This is a genomic window from Bacillus sp. SKDU12 (assembly GCF_010093085.1).
Taxonomy (GTDB): Bacteria; Bacillota; Bacilli; order Bacillales; family Bacillaceae; genus Bacillus; species Bacillus mexicanus.
On the sequence record NZ_MSRC01000001.1, the window covers coordinates 1 to 14,762 of the forward strand.

Below are 14,762 nucleotides of genomic sequence, written 5' to 3' on the forward strand. Positions count from 1 at the left end.
CATTTGAAATATGGTTTCGAACGGTTTTCTCACTGATAAATAGCTCGCTTGCAATCTCCTTTGTTGTCTTATCTTGAACGAGCAATTCGAACACTTCTCTTTCTCTTTTCGTTAGCAGCGGCTTCGATTGAAATTCTTTCTCCTTCAAGTATTGTAACCCTCCTTGCTAAGGTGAGAGCGAATCAGAAACGAATGGGTTTTGATATAGTCGAGATATCATATGTAAGAAGAGCACTGGAGGTGACGTATACAAGAGAATTAGTTTATGGTGTATGGAGAAGCTTTTCTTTTTCCTCATCCGTCCAGCTGACAGCCTTGCCGCTATCCTTTGAGACTTGGACCATCACAACGGCCCCGGTAAAGCAAGGCTCGCCTTTACAGTTTTCTCCGAGATAGTGCAAGGTAAGGGATGAGCTGCCGACAGCGCTTGTTTTCACATAGACGCGCAGCTTTTCATAAGGCATGACTTGCCGCAAATAATCGCATTGCTGGCTCGCCACAACCGTCATAGTCTGTTTATTATTGTTCATCATATTGAGTTTTTGGAAATAGGAGATCCGCACTTCTTCAAAATATATGAAAGGGATTACATTATTCATATGCCCAAACATGTCTGTCTCGGAAAACCGAACGGATACTTCATTAAAAAAAGAGAAGGACGTTTGCCAGTCTTGAAACGGCATGTCTATATAAGCGGGAAGCCTCATCTTTATTCATCTCCTTATTGTTAAAAAACCTCTCCCATGCGGAAGAGGTTTCAGCGTGTCGACATACCCTCGCATACTTTGTCAGGCCTGCGCGTCGGGCTCACGAATGATGAAAAGAAAGGCGGCTGCATACTTAGTCGTCCTGCCTAAACACCGCCTTCATCACATTCTGTGAAAGTCTGCTCCGATGCTCACCCTTTTTCGACTTCGAGGATTTTCAATCACGTTTAACATATAATGAAAAATGTAAATTATTTTATGATTTTGTCAACAATAGTTTTTGCTTCTTATACTCTGTCGCTTCCGAAGAAATTGCGGAATGCTTGTAAGTTTGTGTCTCTATTCAAAGCTGCAATCGATGTGGTGAGCGGAATGCCTTTCGGGCAGGATTGCACGCAGTTTTGCGAGTTGCCGCAATCTGCAAGGCCGCCTTCATCCATCAGTGCTTCTAATCGATCAGATTTATTCATGGCGCCTGTTGGATGCGCGTTAAACAGACGGACTTGGGACATCGGTGCCGGCCCCATGAACTTTGATTTGCTATTCACATTCGGGCAGGCTTCAAGACAGACGCCGCACGTCATGCATTTTGATAATTCATATGCCCATTGACGGCGTTTTTCCGGCATTCTCGGCCCCGGTCCTAAATCGTGCGTACCGTCAATCGGTATCCACGCTTTTACCTTTTTCAACGAATCAAACATTCTGCTGCGATCAACCTGCAAATCACGTACGACAGGGAATGTTTTCATTGGTTTTAAACGAATCGGCTGTTCAAGCTTGTCGATTAGCGCCGTACAGGATTGGCGGGGCTTTCCATTTATGACCATCGAACACGCGCCGCACACTTCTTCGAGGCAGTTCATATCCCATGTAACAGGGGTTGTCTTTTCACCTTTCGCGTTAACTGGATTCCGACGAATTTCCATCAGAGCAGAAATAACATTTAAGTTCGGGCGGTATGGAATTTCAAATTCTTCATCATAAGGCGTGCTGTCCGCTGTATCTTGACGTGTAATAACAAATCGTATTGTTTTTTGTTCACTCATGATTATTTCGCCACCTTCTTCTTCGAGTAATCCCGTTTCCGAGGCGGTATCAGCGATACATCGACATCCTGATACTCAAATTCCGGCGCTTCATACGGACTTACATGTTTAGCCATTGTTGTTTTAAGCCATTCATCATCATTACGTTCAGGATAATCCGGTTTATAATGAGCGCCCCGGCTTTCGTTGCGGTTGTATGCGCCAAGGGTAATAACCCTTGCAAGCTGAAGCATGTTCGAGAACTGGCGGGTGAACATCGCTCCTTGATTGCTCCATTTTGTCGTGTCATTGATATTAATCTTTTTAAACCGTTCCATTAGCTCTTGAATTTTGTCATCTGTTTTCAATAGCTTGTCATTGTGGCGGACAACCGTGACGTTTGCTGTCATCCACTCACCGAGCTCTCTATGGAGAACATAAGCATTTTCAGTTCCGTCCATGCTCATCATCTCAGCCCATTTTTCTTCTTCTTTTTCAACGTGAGCATCGAATAAAGACGAAGACATGTCTTCTGCCGAAGATTCTAAGCCGTTTACATACTTCACCGCATTCGGTCCCGCCACCATTCCTCCATAAATCGCAGAAAGCAGGGAGTTTGCCCCTAAGCGGTTGCCGCCGTGCATAGAGTAATCACATTCTCCAGCTGCAAACAGTCCCGGGATGTTTGTCATTTGATCGTAATCCACCCATAAACCGCCCATTGAATAATGGACTGCCGGGAAGATCTTCATCGGGAGCTTTCGCGGGTCGTCTCCCATGAATTTTTCATAAATCTCAATAATGCCGCCGAGCTTAATATCCAGCTCTTTCGGATCTTTATGAGACAGATCGAGATACACCATATTTTCACCGTTAATGCCGAGCTTCTGGTTGACACACACATCAAATATTTCGCGTGTCGCAATATCACGCGGCACCAGGTTTCCGTAAGCCGGATATTTTTCCTCTAAGAAATACCACGGTTTACCGTCTTTATATGTCCACACTCGTCCGCCTTCACCGCGCGCTGATTCACTCATCAGCCTTAGTTTGTCATCGCCCGGTATGGCTGTCGGGTGGATTTGAATAAATTCCCCGTTTGCATAATACGCTCCCTGCTGATAAACGATCGACGCAGCAGAGCCTGTATTAATCATAGAGTTAGTCGATTTTCCAAAAATGATGCCCGGTCCGCCCGTTGCCATAATGACAGCATCTGAACGGAAGGATTCAATTTGCATGTTTGTCAGATTTTGCGCAACGATTCCGCGACAGGTTCTGTCATCATCTAATACTGCGCCAAGAAATTCCCAGCCTTCGTATTTTGTGACCAGACCGGCAACTTCGTATCTGCGCACTTGCTCGTCCAGCGCGTACAGCAGCTGCTGTCCCGTTGTTGCACCCGCATAAGCTGTTCTATGGTGCTGTGTGCCCCCGAATCGGCGGAAATCAAGCAGGCCTTCAGGTGTCCGGTTAAACATAACGCCCATCCGGTCTAATAAGTGGATGACTGAAGGCGCCGCTTCACACATCGCTTTGACCGGCGGCTGGTTGGCAAGAAAGTCGCCTCCGTATACAGTGTCATCAAAATGCTCCCACGGAGAGTCACCTTCCCCTTTTGTATTGACCGCTCCGTTTATGCCCCCTTGCGCACAAACCGAATGAGAACGTTTAACAGGAACGATGGAAAACAGCTTAACCGCCATTCCTGATTCCGCTGCTTTTATTGTCGCCATGAGGCCCGCGAGACCTCCGCCGACTACGATAATGCTTGATTGACTCATGATAGCCCATCTCCCTCTAGTAATCTAGTACTCTTATACAAATGCAAAAATCGCTTTTAAGCCTACGTAAGACAGGACAACAAAAATAATTAGCGTAACATATGTCGAAATTCTTTGAGAACGAGGCGTTACCGTGATACCCCATGTCACAGCGAAAGACCATAAACCGTTCGAGAAGTGGAAAATTGTGGACAAAACACCGACAATATAAAAGCCAAGCATAGCCGGAGAGCTCAAAATATTCGCCATCATGTCAAAATTGACTTCAGCGCCCATTTGTGCGGCAATGCGGGTCTCCCATACGTGCCAGCTCACGAAGATGAGGGTGATAATACCGGTTACACGCTGCAGGACGAAGAGCCAGTTTCTCATATAGCTGTATTGGCCTGCGTTATTTTTTGCAGTAAACGCTATGTACACACCATAAACTGCATGATAAATTAATGGTAAGAAGATAATAAAAATTTCCAATGCATACCTGAAAGGCAGACTATCCATAAAATGAGCAGCATTATTGAATGCTTCAGCGCCTCTTGCGGCAAACTGGTTGACGACTAAATGCTGAATGAGAAAGATGCCGACCGGTATGACGCCAAGCAAGGAATGCAATCTTCGAAAATAAAACTCTCTGTTCCCAGACATTACGTTACCCCCTGTTTGATAAGTGCGAAATGTGCTAAATCTCTTCCCCCACTTCTTTCAATTGTAAGCACTTTATTAAGATTTATTGACAATTTCATTTTACTCCTCCCTCAAAAGGGCGTCAAGAAAACGCGTACATAAATTATAATTTTCCGAATTGATTAGCAGATTCAAAAATTTTATTTTATCAATATATGTTTTTGCTTAATTTTTCATAAGAATTACAGGATCATTCTGTAATCCTTCCCCCTGTTTAGGCTATAATATACGGAGGAGAGAGGGGAGACAGATATGAAGTCTAAATACGAAGCATCTATTGATAATCTAAAAGAAATAGAAATGAATGCCTATGCCTACGAACTAATACGAGAGATCGTTCTCCCGGATATACTTGGCCAAGATTACTCTTCCATGATGTATTGGGCAGGAAAACATCTCGCCCGTAAGTTTCCTCTTGAATCATGGGAGGAATTTCCGGCCTTCTTTGAAGAAGCAGGCTGGGGAACTCTCACCAACGTAAGTACTAAAAAACAGGAGCTTGAATTTGAACTTGAAGGGCCGCTCATTTCCAACCGGCTTAAACATCAGAAAGAACCATGCTTTCAGATGGAAGCTGGTTTTATTGCTGAACAAATCCAACTCATGAATAACCAGATTGCCGAATCATATGAACAAGTGAAAAAGAGAGCCGATAAAGTGGTTCTGACTGTAAAATGGGATATGAAAGACCCAGTGTAATAAAAAAGGCGGTGACTGCACAGTCCCGCCTTTTTTGATTGTCATTGCACAGCTGAAGGGTGTTTTGAAAGCTCAAATGCATCGTGCAGCGCTTCGACTGCTTTCACCATGTCATTTTCGCTTATAACGGTTGAAACTTTGATTTCAGATGTGCTGACCATTTTGATTAAAATATTTTTTTCCGCCAGTACAGCAAACATTTCAGCCGCTACACCAGGGTTTGAGACCATGCCGGATCCGACAATGGATACTTTAGCCAATTTGCTTTCTGTCTCGATTTTCTCAAATTCAAGAGCGTCTTTATACTCATCAAGCACCTTAACGGTTTGAGCGGCGTCTTCTGTTTTGACAGAGAAGGAAATGCCGGCCTGATTGTCTCCGGCTTGCGTTTGGATGATAATATCGACGTTAATGTTTCTTTTCGCAAGTGTTGTAAAAATTGTGGACAAGGTTGTCAGGCCGCCAGTCAGGCCGTAAATGGTGACCCTTGTGATTTGATCTTCGAACGCAATGCCCCTGACAATTAGATTTTGCTCCATGGATGATTCCTCCTCAATTAATGTTCCCGCTTCTGTTTCTGTACTTGAACGCACTTCCAACGTCACTTGATAATTTTTCGCAAATTCAACAGCTCTCGGGTGAAGAACGCCAGCGCCTAAATTAGCAAGCTCAAGCATTTCATCGTATGAGATACCGGCAAGTTTTCTCGCAGATTTCACAAAGCGCGGATCGGTTGTAAACACTCCCGGCACATCCGTGTATATATCGCATTTATCCGCTTGTAATGCGGCAGCCAAAGCAACTGCTGTTGTGTCAGAACCGCCCCGGCCCAATGTCGTGATTTCAGCGTCTTCTGTCATACCTTGGAATCCCGCGACAATGACAACCTTTCCTTGCTCAAGCTGATCTGCTAAAGCCGAAGTGTCTATATCTGTAATTCTGGCGTTTCCATGCACAGATTCCGTACGGATTCCCGCCTGCCAGCCCGTATAGGAAACTGCGTCATAGCCTTTTTCCTGCAGCGCCATGGAAAGCAGGGAAATGGTGACCTGCTCGCCCGTCGCCAGCAGCATATCCATTTCACGTTTGCTCGGCTGGTCAGAAATTGCTTTTGCAAGGCCGACCAATTCGTCAGTGGATTTTCCCATAGCCGAAACGACAACAACGACTTGATGGCCCTTCTGTTTTTCTGCAATTGCGCGGTTTGCCGCATTTTGAATTTTTTCGACTGAGCCGACGGAAGTACCTCCGAATTTTTGTACAATAAGACTCATGTATTACCACCCTTTACATTTTGGTTCGTGCGGGTGAGGAGAAAGAGCGCTTTGTCCACAATAAAAAAGCAATGAGAGGAATGTCTCTCATTGCTTATCAATTAATCATCATGAATGATTATGAACAACGAGATAGCCCTCCAAGAAAATGATTTCTTGACAGCCTTACATTTCTTCAATGCACGGCCAGCAAATAATACCGATGGGGGGTTTTATTTGCTTCGGCGACGCTCCCCTTTCAGCCTTTTTCACAGAATCCATCATTCTCTAAAGGCTTACTCTTGAAGTTCGCACCTCTATCTTCACCATATAACACGATCTAACTATGAAATTAGTTCACATTTTATCAGATCTTTTTTAAAAGGACAACATTAATTTTGCAATTTATCGTAAAGCAGCTGAGCCGCCGCTCCGGGAACACCCGCTTTTTGAATGTCCTCAAGGCTTGCTTCCTTCATTTTTTTCACAGAACCGAAATGCTTCAACAGCATTTTCTTTCGTTTCTCTCCGATACCCGGGATATCATCCAATACGGATTGAAATGCGCTTTTCCCGCGGATTTGCCTGTGAAAGCTGATCGCAAAGCGGTGCACCTCATCCTGAATGCGTTGCAGAAGGTAAAATTCCTGGCTGTTTCGTTCCAGATACACCGCCTCCAGCGGATCTCCGATTAGCAGATTTGAGGTTCTGTGTTTTTCGTCTTTCGCCAGGCCCGCAATTGGGATATCCAAGCCGAGTTCATTTTCAATGACATCCCTTGCGGCGTTGATCTGTCCTTTTCCTCCGTCAATGATGACCAGATCAGGCAGCGGCAGATTGTCGCGAAGCACTCTCGTATAGCGTCTTCTGACAACCTCTCTCATAGAACCATAATCATCCGGCCCTGTAACGGTTTTGATTTTATATTTGCGGTATTCCTTTTTATTCGGTTTGCCGTCTATAAACACGATCATCGCGGAAACAGGATTTGTCCCCTGTATGTTTGAGTTATCAAATGCTTCGATTCTATGCGGAGTGTAAATATTCAATGCTTCGCCAAGTTTCTGCACGGCCCCAATGGAACGTTCCTCATCCCGCTCGATTAGAGAGAACTTTTCTTTAAGCGCAATTTTCGCGTTTTTATGAGCCAGCATAAGCAGTTCTTTTTTCGAGCCTTTTTTTGGCTGGTGTACGTTTGTTTCCAGCAGCTGCTCAATCATGGATTGATCGACACTGTCCGGAACTAAAATTTCCTTCGGAAGGAAGTGGTTGTTTTTTGTATAGAATTGCCCGACGAACGTAAGAAACTCTTCATCTGCTTCCTGATAAAGCGGGAACATGCTGACATCGCGTTCAATAAGTTTTCCTTGGCGTATGAAAAAGACCTGCACGCACATCCAGCCTTTATCATACGCATAGGCGAATACATCACGATCGACTAGATCGTTCATCGTCATTTTTTGTTTTTCCATCGTTGATTCAATATGAGCGATTTGGTCACGAAGCTCTTTTGCCCGTTCAAACTCAAGATTTTCAGCAGCTTCAAGCATTTTCTCTTCAAGCTCTTTTTTAACCTCATTATAGCCGCCTTTTAAAAAGCGGGTAATGCCCTCTACCAGCTCTCTGTTTGTCTCTTCAGAAATATCCTTTACGCACGGAGCGAGACATTGCCCAAGATGATAGTAAAGGCACACCCTGTCCGGCAGCTTGGAGCATTTTCTGAGAGGATAGAGACGGTCGAGCAGTTTTTTTGTTTCCCTTGCGGATTGTACGTTCGGGTACGGCCCGAAATAGCGCCCCTTGTCTTTTTTGACATTGCGGGTGACAATCAGTCTTGGGTGGCGTTCTTGTGTGAGTTTGATGAAGGGATAGGTTTTGTCGTCTTTGAGCATGACATTGTATTTCGGGTCATGCTTTTTGATTAGATTCATTTCTAAAATAAGCGCTTCTAAATTGGAGGACGTCACGATATATTCAAAATCCTCGATTTCCGTCACAAGCCTTTGTGTTTTCGCATCATGAGAACCGGTAAAGTAGGAGCGCACTCTGTTTTTCAGCACTTTTGCTTTTCCTACGTAAATCACAGTCTGCTGCCGGTCCTTCATGAGATAACACCCGGGCTGATCGGGAAGGAGGGCGAGTTTTTCTTTTAGTTGTTTGTTCATACATTACCCTTCCTTATGTGTAATCCTTTGTTTCCAGTTTAACACGAACGTTTGTTTTTCTCTATGCTTCACGATTGGCGAATAAAAAAAGCGATCCCTCAATCGGAATCGCTCTGGCATGTAAACAGCCAAAAATTAAAGATGTTTGTTTACAAGCTCTTGTAGTGCTTCTTTCGGTTTGAAGCCGACAGAAGTTTCAACTACTTCTCCGTCTTTTAACACAAGAAGTGTCGGGATGCTCATAACGCCGTATTTTCCAGCTGTTTCTTGGTTTTCGTCTACATCGATTTTTACGATTTTCAGTTTGTCTCCCATTTCTTGATCCAGTTCTTCAAGAACAGGTGCAATCATTTTACAAGGTCCGCACCAAGGAGCCCAGAAGTCAGCCACTACGACGCCTTCGCTTGTTTCAGCTGAGAAAGATTGATCAGTTGCTTTTACGATAGCCATTATTGAATTCCTCCAATTGTGAAATGATGATTTTTAGTATAGCATCTCCCATTCATTCACGCTATTTTAATGCTTATAAATTATTTTTTCCTGATCACAATCGGTTTACTCATATTTTCTGGATTGAATGGGATGTCCCCTTTTCATTAAAATACGAATCTGATAATGGCCCCAATCACTACAATCGCCCCGATAATCATAAGAATGGTACGAAGCATAGAATAACATCTCCTCTTTTGTCATGTACCTTACTATACCCTGCCGGAGCGGTTTTAAAACATGAAAAAGAGAGTCGGTATGAAGGCCGGCGCTCTCTTTCGGATAAAAATCGGCACGCAGTACATGCCAATGGCGGTACTTTTATTATATTTGTTTTGTGTACACCCTCTCCGAACTTCAGCAGCACGGGAGTTCCTTTACGAGTGTATATTTAATTGTTTGAACTCCTCAGTTAATAACGGAACGACTTCAAATAAATCGCCTACGATGCCGTAATCCGCTATTTTGAAGATATCAGCTTCAGGGTCTTTATTGATAGCGACGATTACCTTGCTGTTTGACATGCCGGCCAAATGCTGGATAGCGCCGGAAATACCGCAGGCGATGTACAAATCCGGGGTGACGACTTTCCCGGTCTGCCCGATTTGGAGAGCATAATCACAATAATCTGCGTCACACGCCCCGCGAGATGCCCCTACTGCTGCGCCCAGCACCTCGGCAAGCTCCTGCAGCGGCTCAAATCCTTCCTTGCTTTTGACCCCTCGGCCGCCTGCAACAATCACTTTTGCTTCGGAAAGATCAACGCCGTCCGCTGTTTTTTTCACAATGTCTTGAATAACAGTGCGGAGATCAGTAAGAGAAACGTCAACGCTTTCGATACTTCCCGACCTGCTGAGGTCTTTTTCTGGAGCTTGAATATTATTGGGGCGAATCGTTGCCAAAACCATCGGATCGGTCGAAATCACGTGTTCAAATGCTTTCCCCGAGTAAATCGGCCGGGTTAACACGATATTCCCTCCGGTAACGCTTACATCTGTCGCATCAGAAATCAGTCCTGTTTGCAGACGAGCCGCGAGCTTCGGCGAAAGGTCCTTTCCGATTGCCGTGTGCCCGCAAATCACTGCATCCGGCTTTTCTTGGTCAATAATGGATCTCATGACCTGGCTGTAGCCATCTGCCGTGTATGCTTTCAGGTTTGGGTCTTCGGCTGTGAGAACTTTATCAGCTCCGTAATGGTGAAGCTCGTGTGCAACGCTTTGAATATTTTCTCCGATGAGAACACCGATGACTTCTCCATCACCTGAAATGGTTCTTCCTGCAGCTAATGCTTCAAAGGTGACATTCCGCAATTCTCCATTGCGGCATTCTCCTAGTACGATCACTTTTTTTCCCATTCTAACATCCCCCTGTTTCTTTGAATGTTCGAGCTTTATATGACTTTAGCTTCGCTGCGGAGCAATGAGACGAGCTCTTTTGCCTGTTCGGCAGGCTCACCTTGGAGAAGTTTCCCGGCTTCTTTTTTCGATGGCAGAAAACGATCAATGGTTTTCACCTTTGGTTCGGCATCCTCTTCGTCAAGACCGAGATCATCAAGTTCCAGCTCTTCAAGCGGCTTTTTCTTGGCCTTCATAATCCCCGGAAGCGAAGGATAGCGCGGTTCGTTTAAGCCCTGCTGAGCTGTGACAAGCAACGGGAGCGTCGTTTTGATTTTTTCAATATCCCCTTCTACATCCCTTTCCGCTTCCGCATCAGCGCCGTTGATTTCGAGTTTTGTAATCGTTGTGATGCACGGGATGTCCAGCAGCTCAGCAAGCCTTGGCGCTACTTGCCCTGATCCTCCATCAATGGCGACATTTCCGCCGAGAATCAAGTCAAATTCCTGATCCTTCATATAGTGATATAAGACTTGAGAAACGGAATATTGATCGGGTTCTTCGAGATCATCTTCTATGTTGATTAAAACGGCTTGGTCACATCCCATGGCAAGCGCCGTACGCAATTCCTTCTCGGCTTCTTCACCGCCGACCGTAACAGCGGTGATCGTGCCGCCATGCTTTTCCTTCAGCTGAATGGCTTCTTCTATCGCGTACTCATCGTATGGATTAATGATCCATTCCGCTCCGTCATCCTGAATCTTTCCGGCTTCAATCATGATTTTTTCTTCTGTGTCAAACGTCCGTTTCATCAGTACAAATAGATTCATGATCATATCCCCTTTTATTCGCCTTTGAATTGAGGCTTTCGTTTTTCGAGAAAGGCCTGGATGCCTTCTTTAGCGTCCTCTGACTGAAATGCTTCTCCAAACCGTTTTGCTTCAAGCTTTAAGCTTCCTTCGTAGGAATATATCTTGTTCGAATAAAGCAGCTCAAGCAGTGATGCCAGTGTTTGCGGACTTTTTTCTGCAAATTTAGCAGCAAGTGTCCTTGCTTTTTCAATCACCTCCGCTTCATCTTTTGCTCCAATTGATACAAGCCCGAGATCAAGCGCTTCTTTCCCTGATATTGGTTCTCCTGATCCGATGAGCTCTAATGCTTTAGCTGTACCGATATACCTCGGCAGACGCTGTGTTCCCGCAAAACCCGGAATAATACCGAGGTTAAGCTCGGGCAGCCCCAGCTTGGCGTCCTCTGACGCAATTCTGATATGACAAGCCATCGCAAGCTCCAGTCCGCCTCCAAGAGCGGCACCGTGGATTGCCGCGATTATCGGTTTTGAAAACCCTTCTATCCTCTCCATCAGCTGCTGGCCTCGCTCAGCCAGCAGTGAGGAATCCTCATTGCCTTTAAGCGATGTGAATTCTTTAATATCGGCGCCGGCGGAGAAAAATCTTCCCTCACCGTGAATGATGATGCTTCGTACGCCTGCATCTGTCTCACATTGATCAAGACAGGAAGACAGCTCTTCCAATATCCGGCTGGAAAGCGCGTTTGCCGGCGGATTGTGAATCGTCAAGACTGCCACAAATTGATCAACTGCCAATGATATTGCATTCATAGACAAGCCCCCTTTACTTATTATGAATTCCAGACGCTAACAGTTCTAAAACGCTGTCTGACAAGGCGGCAAGATCATACTTTTGGTCATTCATCACCCAAGTTGTCACGGTTTCGTCAATCATTCCGAATATCATCTGCCGGGCGAGGCGGACATCAAGACCTTCTTTTAATTCGCCTGATTGTATGCCTTCTGTCAAAATATTATCCAAAATATTCATATAGCCTTTTAATACTTCATTGATTTTCTGGCGCAGCTCCAAATTTGACTGGCGGAGTTCAAGCTGAGTGACAATTGCGAGGTTATGATCATCCGCTAAAAGGGAAAAATGCTTTGAAATCACAAGTGCAAGTTTCTCTTTCGCTGTTGTCTTTTCTTTTATGTCCTCTTCCATCCGCTCAATAAATTGGCCCATTTTTTCTTTGAAAAGAGAAATTAAAATATCTTCTTTATTTTTGAAATAAAGATAGATGGTGCCATCCGCCACTCCGGCTTGTTTGGCGATTTTAGATACCTGTGACTGGTGGTAGCCGTTTTCTGCAATGACTTCTACTGCTGCATCAATAATCTGCATATACTTTGGCCGTTTTTGCTTCAATGTTCATCGTTCCTCTCTATAGAAATGAATGACTATTCATTCATATTTTCATAATAAAAAGGATTTTCAGCTTTGTCAAGTTTATTCATAGGTATTCTCTTTTTCTCATATCATTTTTTATTTCATATGATGATTTTCAACTTCTTCTTCAAGTAAACGCCTTCTTAATATTTTCCCAACCGCCGTTTTCGGGAGCTCTTTTCTAAACTCATAGACTTTCGGCACCTTATAGGGAGCAAGACGGGATCTCGCAAAAGCGTCCAGCTCCTCTTCATCAGCTTTTGCGCCTTTCTTTAACACAACAAACGCTTTTACTGTTTCTCCCCTGTAGGGATCTGGCACACCGGCCACAACAATTTCCTGGATAGCTTCATGTTCATAAAGCGCTTCTTCTACTTCACGCGGATAAATATTATAGCCGCCGGCGATGATGATGTCCTTCTTTCTGTCGGCAATATAGAAAAAGCCCTCTTCATCCATATAACCCATGTCTCCGGTGAACAGCCAGCCGTCTCTTAGTACAGAGGCAGTTTCCTCTGGTTTATTCCAATATCCTTTCATGACTTGCGGCCCTTTTACAATGATTTCTCCATGTTCATACGGAGCGGCAGGCCCGCCCGTTTCTTCTGAATAGATTGCTGCGTCAGTACCCGGCCAAGGACAACCGATACTGCCCTGCTTGTTTTTTCCCCAGACAAAATTGGCGTGTGTCACTGGGGAGGCTTCAGATAAGCCGTAGCCTTCCACAAGCTTTCCGCCGGTTACCTTTTCAAATTTCTGCTTTACCTCCACAGGCAGCGCAGCTGATCCGCTAAGACAGCTTTTAATGGATGACAAATCATATTGCTGCAGTTCGGGATGATGTAAGAGGCCAATGTAAATTGTCGGTGCGCCCGGAAAAAGGGTCGGTTTCTGTTTGTCGATGATTTTAAGCGTTTCGAGCGGATCAAACTTAGGAAGCAGGATCATTTCGAAGCCTAGTTTAATCGAATAATTCATTACTGCTGTCAGTCCGTAGACGTGAAAAAACGGGACGATGCCAAGTACTTTTTCAGCCCCTTCTTTTACACCATACATCCAGGCGGAGCACATGTCAGTATTGGCCAAAATATTTTGGTGTGTGAGCATGGCCCCTTTGGGAGCCCCTGTTGTCCCGCCGGTATACTGGAGAACAGCAATATCATGTTCAGGATCAATCTTTGGGATTGTCAAGAGCGCAATTTTTTCCCCCTTCATGCTGGAAGCGAACATATGAATATGATCTTTTTTGTCAAAGTCGATGTGCACTTTTTGTTTTTGCGTCAGCGGGTAAAGGATGTTTTTCGGAAAAGGCAAATAATCTTTTATGCTGGTGATCAAAACCTGCTTCACAATTGATAACGTTTTCATTTTTACAGCCTTTGGGAACAGTAAATCTAAGGTGATGATCACGCTCGCCTCCGCATCTCGCAGCTGGTATTCAAGCTCATGCTCAGTATAGAGCGGATTCGTCTGCACCACGATGCCGCCGGCAAACAAGACGGCATAATAGGAAATGACTGCTTGCGGGCAATTGGGCAGCATGACAGCCACTCTGTCTCCTTTTTGCAAGCCGATGTCCTGCAAAAAAGCGGCGAGTGTAAGGGCATCTGTCAGAATGTCATGAAAGGTGAGTTTTTTTCCATAAAAAGAGATTGCGGTTTTATCAGGGAATCGTGCAGCGGAGTCTGTCAGGATGGATTGCAGGGTTTTGTTCGGTAACGGAAGCTCATGCGGGATATCGTCGGGATACTCGGTAAGCCACGGTTTTTTTGACTGCATAAAACCTCCCCTTTCGGTTTTAGATTTTCACCCTCTCATTATAGCAGATGCACGGTAAAAAAAAGAAAAAGAAAGGTAAATCTTTCTTTTTCTCATGATACGAACAGATATATAAGACCGATTAACAAAAAAATTCCCGCTACAGTGAGCAGTACTTTTGCAAGCTTTTCCATCTATTCTCCGTCCCCTTATATTCCGGCTGCCACCACAAAAGAAAGCCCCACAGAGATGACAAATGAAATGAAGCCGACAGCCCGGTTATCATTCTGGATTTCCTGATCAATTTTAAATCTCGGAGTCAAAAACTCAAAAATAAAGTAGCTGATCAGAAGCATGACAAATCCGTAAACGCCCCAGCCTATCATTTGCAGCAGAGAATTGTGCTGGGAGATGGAATGCTGAAATACATTTGCGATTCCTAAAATTTTTCCGCCGGTCGCCATTGCCACCGCAACATTCCCTTTTTGAATCTCTTCCCAGTTTTTGTAAGCCGTCACCAGCTCAAACACAGTCAAAAAGAGGACGAGGCAGAGAACCGCGACACTGTAATATGCCGCGATTTCCACAAGCTCGTTTTCCCAAAAATCACTCATGGTCATACTC

The 14,762-nt window shown here is 44.7% G+C and carries 15 protein-coding genes and 1 riboswitch; of the genes, 1 reads left to right on the forward strand and 14 read right to left on the reverse strand.

Features of this window, described 5'->3' with window-relative positions:
- From gerE to sdhC, 5 genes are all read right to left on the reverse strand, one after another.
- Positions 1-148: spore germination transcription factor GerE (gene gerE / locus BTW01_RS00005; RefSeq protein ID WP_095252457.1), on the reverse strand; the 148-nt coding region annotated here is incomplete at its 3' end.
- A gap of 115 nt (positions 149-263) precedes the next feature.
- The gene (locus tag BTW01_RS00010; RefSeq protein WP_162101021.1) at positions 264-707 is read right to left on the reverse strand and encodes an acyl-CoA thioesterase; all 444 of its coding nucleotides are present in this window, start codon (positions 705-707) and stop codon (positions 264-266) included.
- 287 nt (positions 708-994) lie between these two features.
- Entirely contained in the window at positions 995-1,756 is a 762-nt protein-coding gene (sdhB, locus tag BTW01_RS00015; RefSeq protein WP_162101022.1) for a succinate dehydrogenase iron-sulfur subunit, read from the reverse strand.
- A gap of 2 nt (positions 1,757-1,758) precedes the next feature.
- Positions 1,759-3,519, reverse strand: a complete 1,761-nt coding sequence (sdhA, locus tag BTW01_RS00020; protein ID WP_162101023.1) for a succinate dehydrogenase flavoprotein subunit — start codon at positions 3,517-3,519, stop codon at positions 1,759-1,761.
- A 33-nt stretch (positions 3,520-3,552) separates the two neighbouring features.
- Positions 3,553-4,161 (reverse strand): succinate dehydrogenase cytochrome B558, encoded by a 609-nt coding sequence (gene sdhC / locus BTW01_RS00025; RefSeq protein ID WP_162101024.1) that lies wholly within the window; start codon positions 4,159-4,161, stop codon positions 3,553-3,555.
- Positions 4,162-4,452: 291 nt separating this feature from the next.
- Here sdhC and BTW01_RS00030 point away from each other — a divergent pair, with 291 nt between their 5' ends.
- Positions 4,453-4,899, forward strand: coding sequence for a YslB family protein (locus tag BTW01_RS00030; RefSeq protein WP_162101025.1), 447 nt, complete (start codon positions 4,453-4,455; stop codon positions 4,897-4,899).
- Between the two features lie 41 nt (positions 4,900-4,940).
- Here the strand turns inward: BTW01_RS00030 and BTW01_RS00035 are convergent, their stop codons facing one another.
- The 9 genes from BTW01_RS00035 to BTW01_RS00075 all read right to left on the reverse strand — a co-directional run bounded on the left by BTW01_RS00035 (position 4,941) and on the right by BTW01_RS00075 (position 14,752).
- Entirely contained in the window at positions 4,941-6,173 is a 1,233-nt protein-coding gene (locus BTW01_RS00035) for an aspartate kinase (RefSeq protein ID WP_162101026.1), read from the reverse strand.
- Between the two features lie 125 nt (positions 6,174-6,298).
- A riboswitch (Lysine riboswitch) is annotated at positions 6,299-6,480 on the reverse strand.
- Positions 6,481-6,544: 64 nt separating this feature from the next.
- Positions 6,545-8,317 carry an excinuclease ABC subunit UvrC gene (uvrC, locus tag BTW01_RS00040; RefSeq protein WP_162101027.1) on the reverse strand — a complete coding sequence of 591 codons (1,773 nt, stop codon included), beginning with the start codon at positions 8,315-8,317 and terminating at the stop codon, positions 6,545-6,547.
- A 135-nt stretch (positions 8,318-8,452) separates the two neighbouring features.
- Positions 8,453-8,767: a thioredoxin gene (gene trxA, locus BTW01_RS00045; protein WP_162101028.1), complete on the reverse strand. Its 315-nt coding sequence runs from the start codon at positions 8,765-8,767 to the stop codon at positions 8,453-8,455.
- 416 nt (positions 8,768-9,183) lie between these two features.
- Positions 9,184-10,161 (reverse strand): electron transfer flavoprotein subunit alpha/FixB family protein, encoded by a 978-nt coding sequence (locus BTW01_RS00050; protein WP_162101029.1) that lies wholly within the window; start codon positions 10,159-10,161, stop codon positions 9,184-9,186.
- A 35-nt stretch (positions 10,162-10,196) separates the two neighbouring features.
- Positions 10,197-10,970, reverse strand: coding sequence for an electron transfer flavoprotein subunit beta (gene etfB, locus BTW01_RS00055; protein WP_162101030.1), 774 nt, complete (start codon positions 10,968-10,970; stop codon positions 10,197-10,199).
- Between the two features lie 14 nt (positions 10,971-10,984).
- The gene (locus tag BTW01_RS00060) at positions 10,985-11,761 is read right to left on the reverse strand and encodes an enoyl-CoA hydratase (protein WP_162101031.1); all 777 of its coding nucleotides are present in this window, start codon (positions 11,759-11,761) and stop codon (positions 10,985-10,987) included.
- 13 nt (positions 11,762-11,774) lie between these two features.
- The gene (gene fadR / locus BTW01_RS00065) at positions 11,775-12,359 is read right to left on the reverse strand and encodes a fatty acid metabolism transcriptional regulator FadR (RefSeq protein ID WP_162101032.1); all 585 of its coding nucleotides are present in this window, start codon (positions 12,357-12,359) and stop codon (positions 11,775-11,777) included.
- Positions 12,360-12,476: 117 nt separating this feature from the next.
- A complete protein-coding gene (locus tag BTW01_RS00070) occupies positions 12,477-14,159 on the reverse strand; it encodes an AMP-binding protein (protein WP_162101033.1) in 1,683 nt (560 codons plus the stop codon).
- Positions 14,160-14,347: 188 nt separating this feature from the next.
- Positions 14,348-14,752 carry a DUF350 domain-containing protein gene (locus BTW01_RS00075; RefSeq protein ID WP_162101034.1) on the reverse strand — a complete coding sequence of 135 codons (405 nt, stop codon included), beginning with the start codon at positions 14,750-14,752 and terminating at the stop codon, positions 14,348-14,350.
- Positions 14,753-14,762 lie beyond the last annotated feature (10 nt).

Excerpts from the sequence above, each read along its gene's own strand:
- BTW01_RS00010 (WP_162101021.1), bottom strand. The coding sequence starts at position 707 with ATGAGGCTTCCCGCTTATATAGACATGCCGTTTCAAGACTGGCAAACG.
- sdhB (WP_162101022.1), bottom strand. The coding sequence starts at position 1,756 with ATGAGTGAACAAAAAACAATACGATTTGTTATTACACGTCAAGATACA.
- sdhA (WP_162101023.1), bottom strand. The coding sequence starts at position 3,519 with ATGAGTCAATCAAGCATTATCGTAGTCGGCGGAGGTCTCGCGGGCCTC.
- sdhC (WP_162101024.1), bottom strand. The coding sequence starts at position 4,161 with ATGTCTGGGAACAGAGAGTTTTATTTTCGAAGATTGCATTCCTTGCTT.
- BTW01_RS00030 (WP_162101025.1), top strand. The coding sequence starts at position 4,453 with ATGAAGTCTAAATACGAAGCATCTATTGATAATCTAAAAGAAATAGAA.
- BTW01_RS00035 (WP_162101026.1), bottom strand. The coding sequence starts at position 6,173 with ATGAGTCTTATTGTACAAAAATTCGGAGGTACTTCCGTCGGCTCAGTC.
- uvrC (WP_162101027.1), bottom strand. The coding sequence starts at position 8,317 with ATGAACAAACAACTAAAAGAAAAACTCGCCCTCCTTCCCGATCAGCCC.
- trxA (WP_162101028.1), bottom strand. The coding sequence starts at position 8,767 with ATGGCTATCGTAAAAGCAACTGATCAATCTTTCTCAGCTGAAACAAGC.
- BTW01_RS00050 (WP_162101029.1), bottom strand. The coding sequence starts at position 10,161 with ATGGGAAAAAAAGTGATCGTACTAGGAGAATGCCGCAATGGAGAATTG.
- etfB (WP_162101030.1), bottom strand. The coding sequence starts at position 10,970 with ATGAATCTATTTGTACTGATGAAACGGACGTTTGACACAGAAGAAAAA.
- BTW01_RS00060 (WP_162101031.1), bottom strand. The coding sequence starts at position 11,761 with ATGAATGCAATATCATTGGCAGTTGATCAATTTGTGGCAGTCTTGACG.
- BTW01_RS00070 (WP_162101033.1), bottom strand. The coding sequence starts at position 14,159 with ATGCAGTCAAAAAAACCGTGGCTTACCGAGTATCCCGACGATATCCCG.
- BTW01_RS00075 (WP_162101034.1), bottom strand. The coding sequence starts at position 14,752 with ATGAGTGATTTTTGGGAAAACGAGCTTGTGGAAATCGCGGCATATTAC.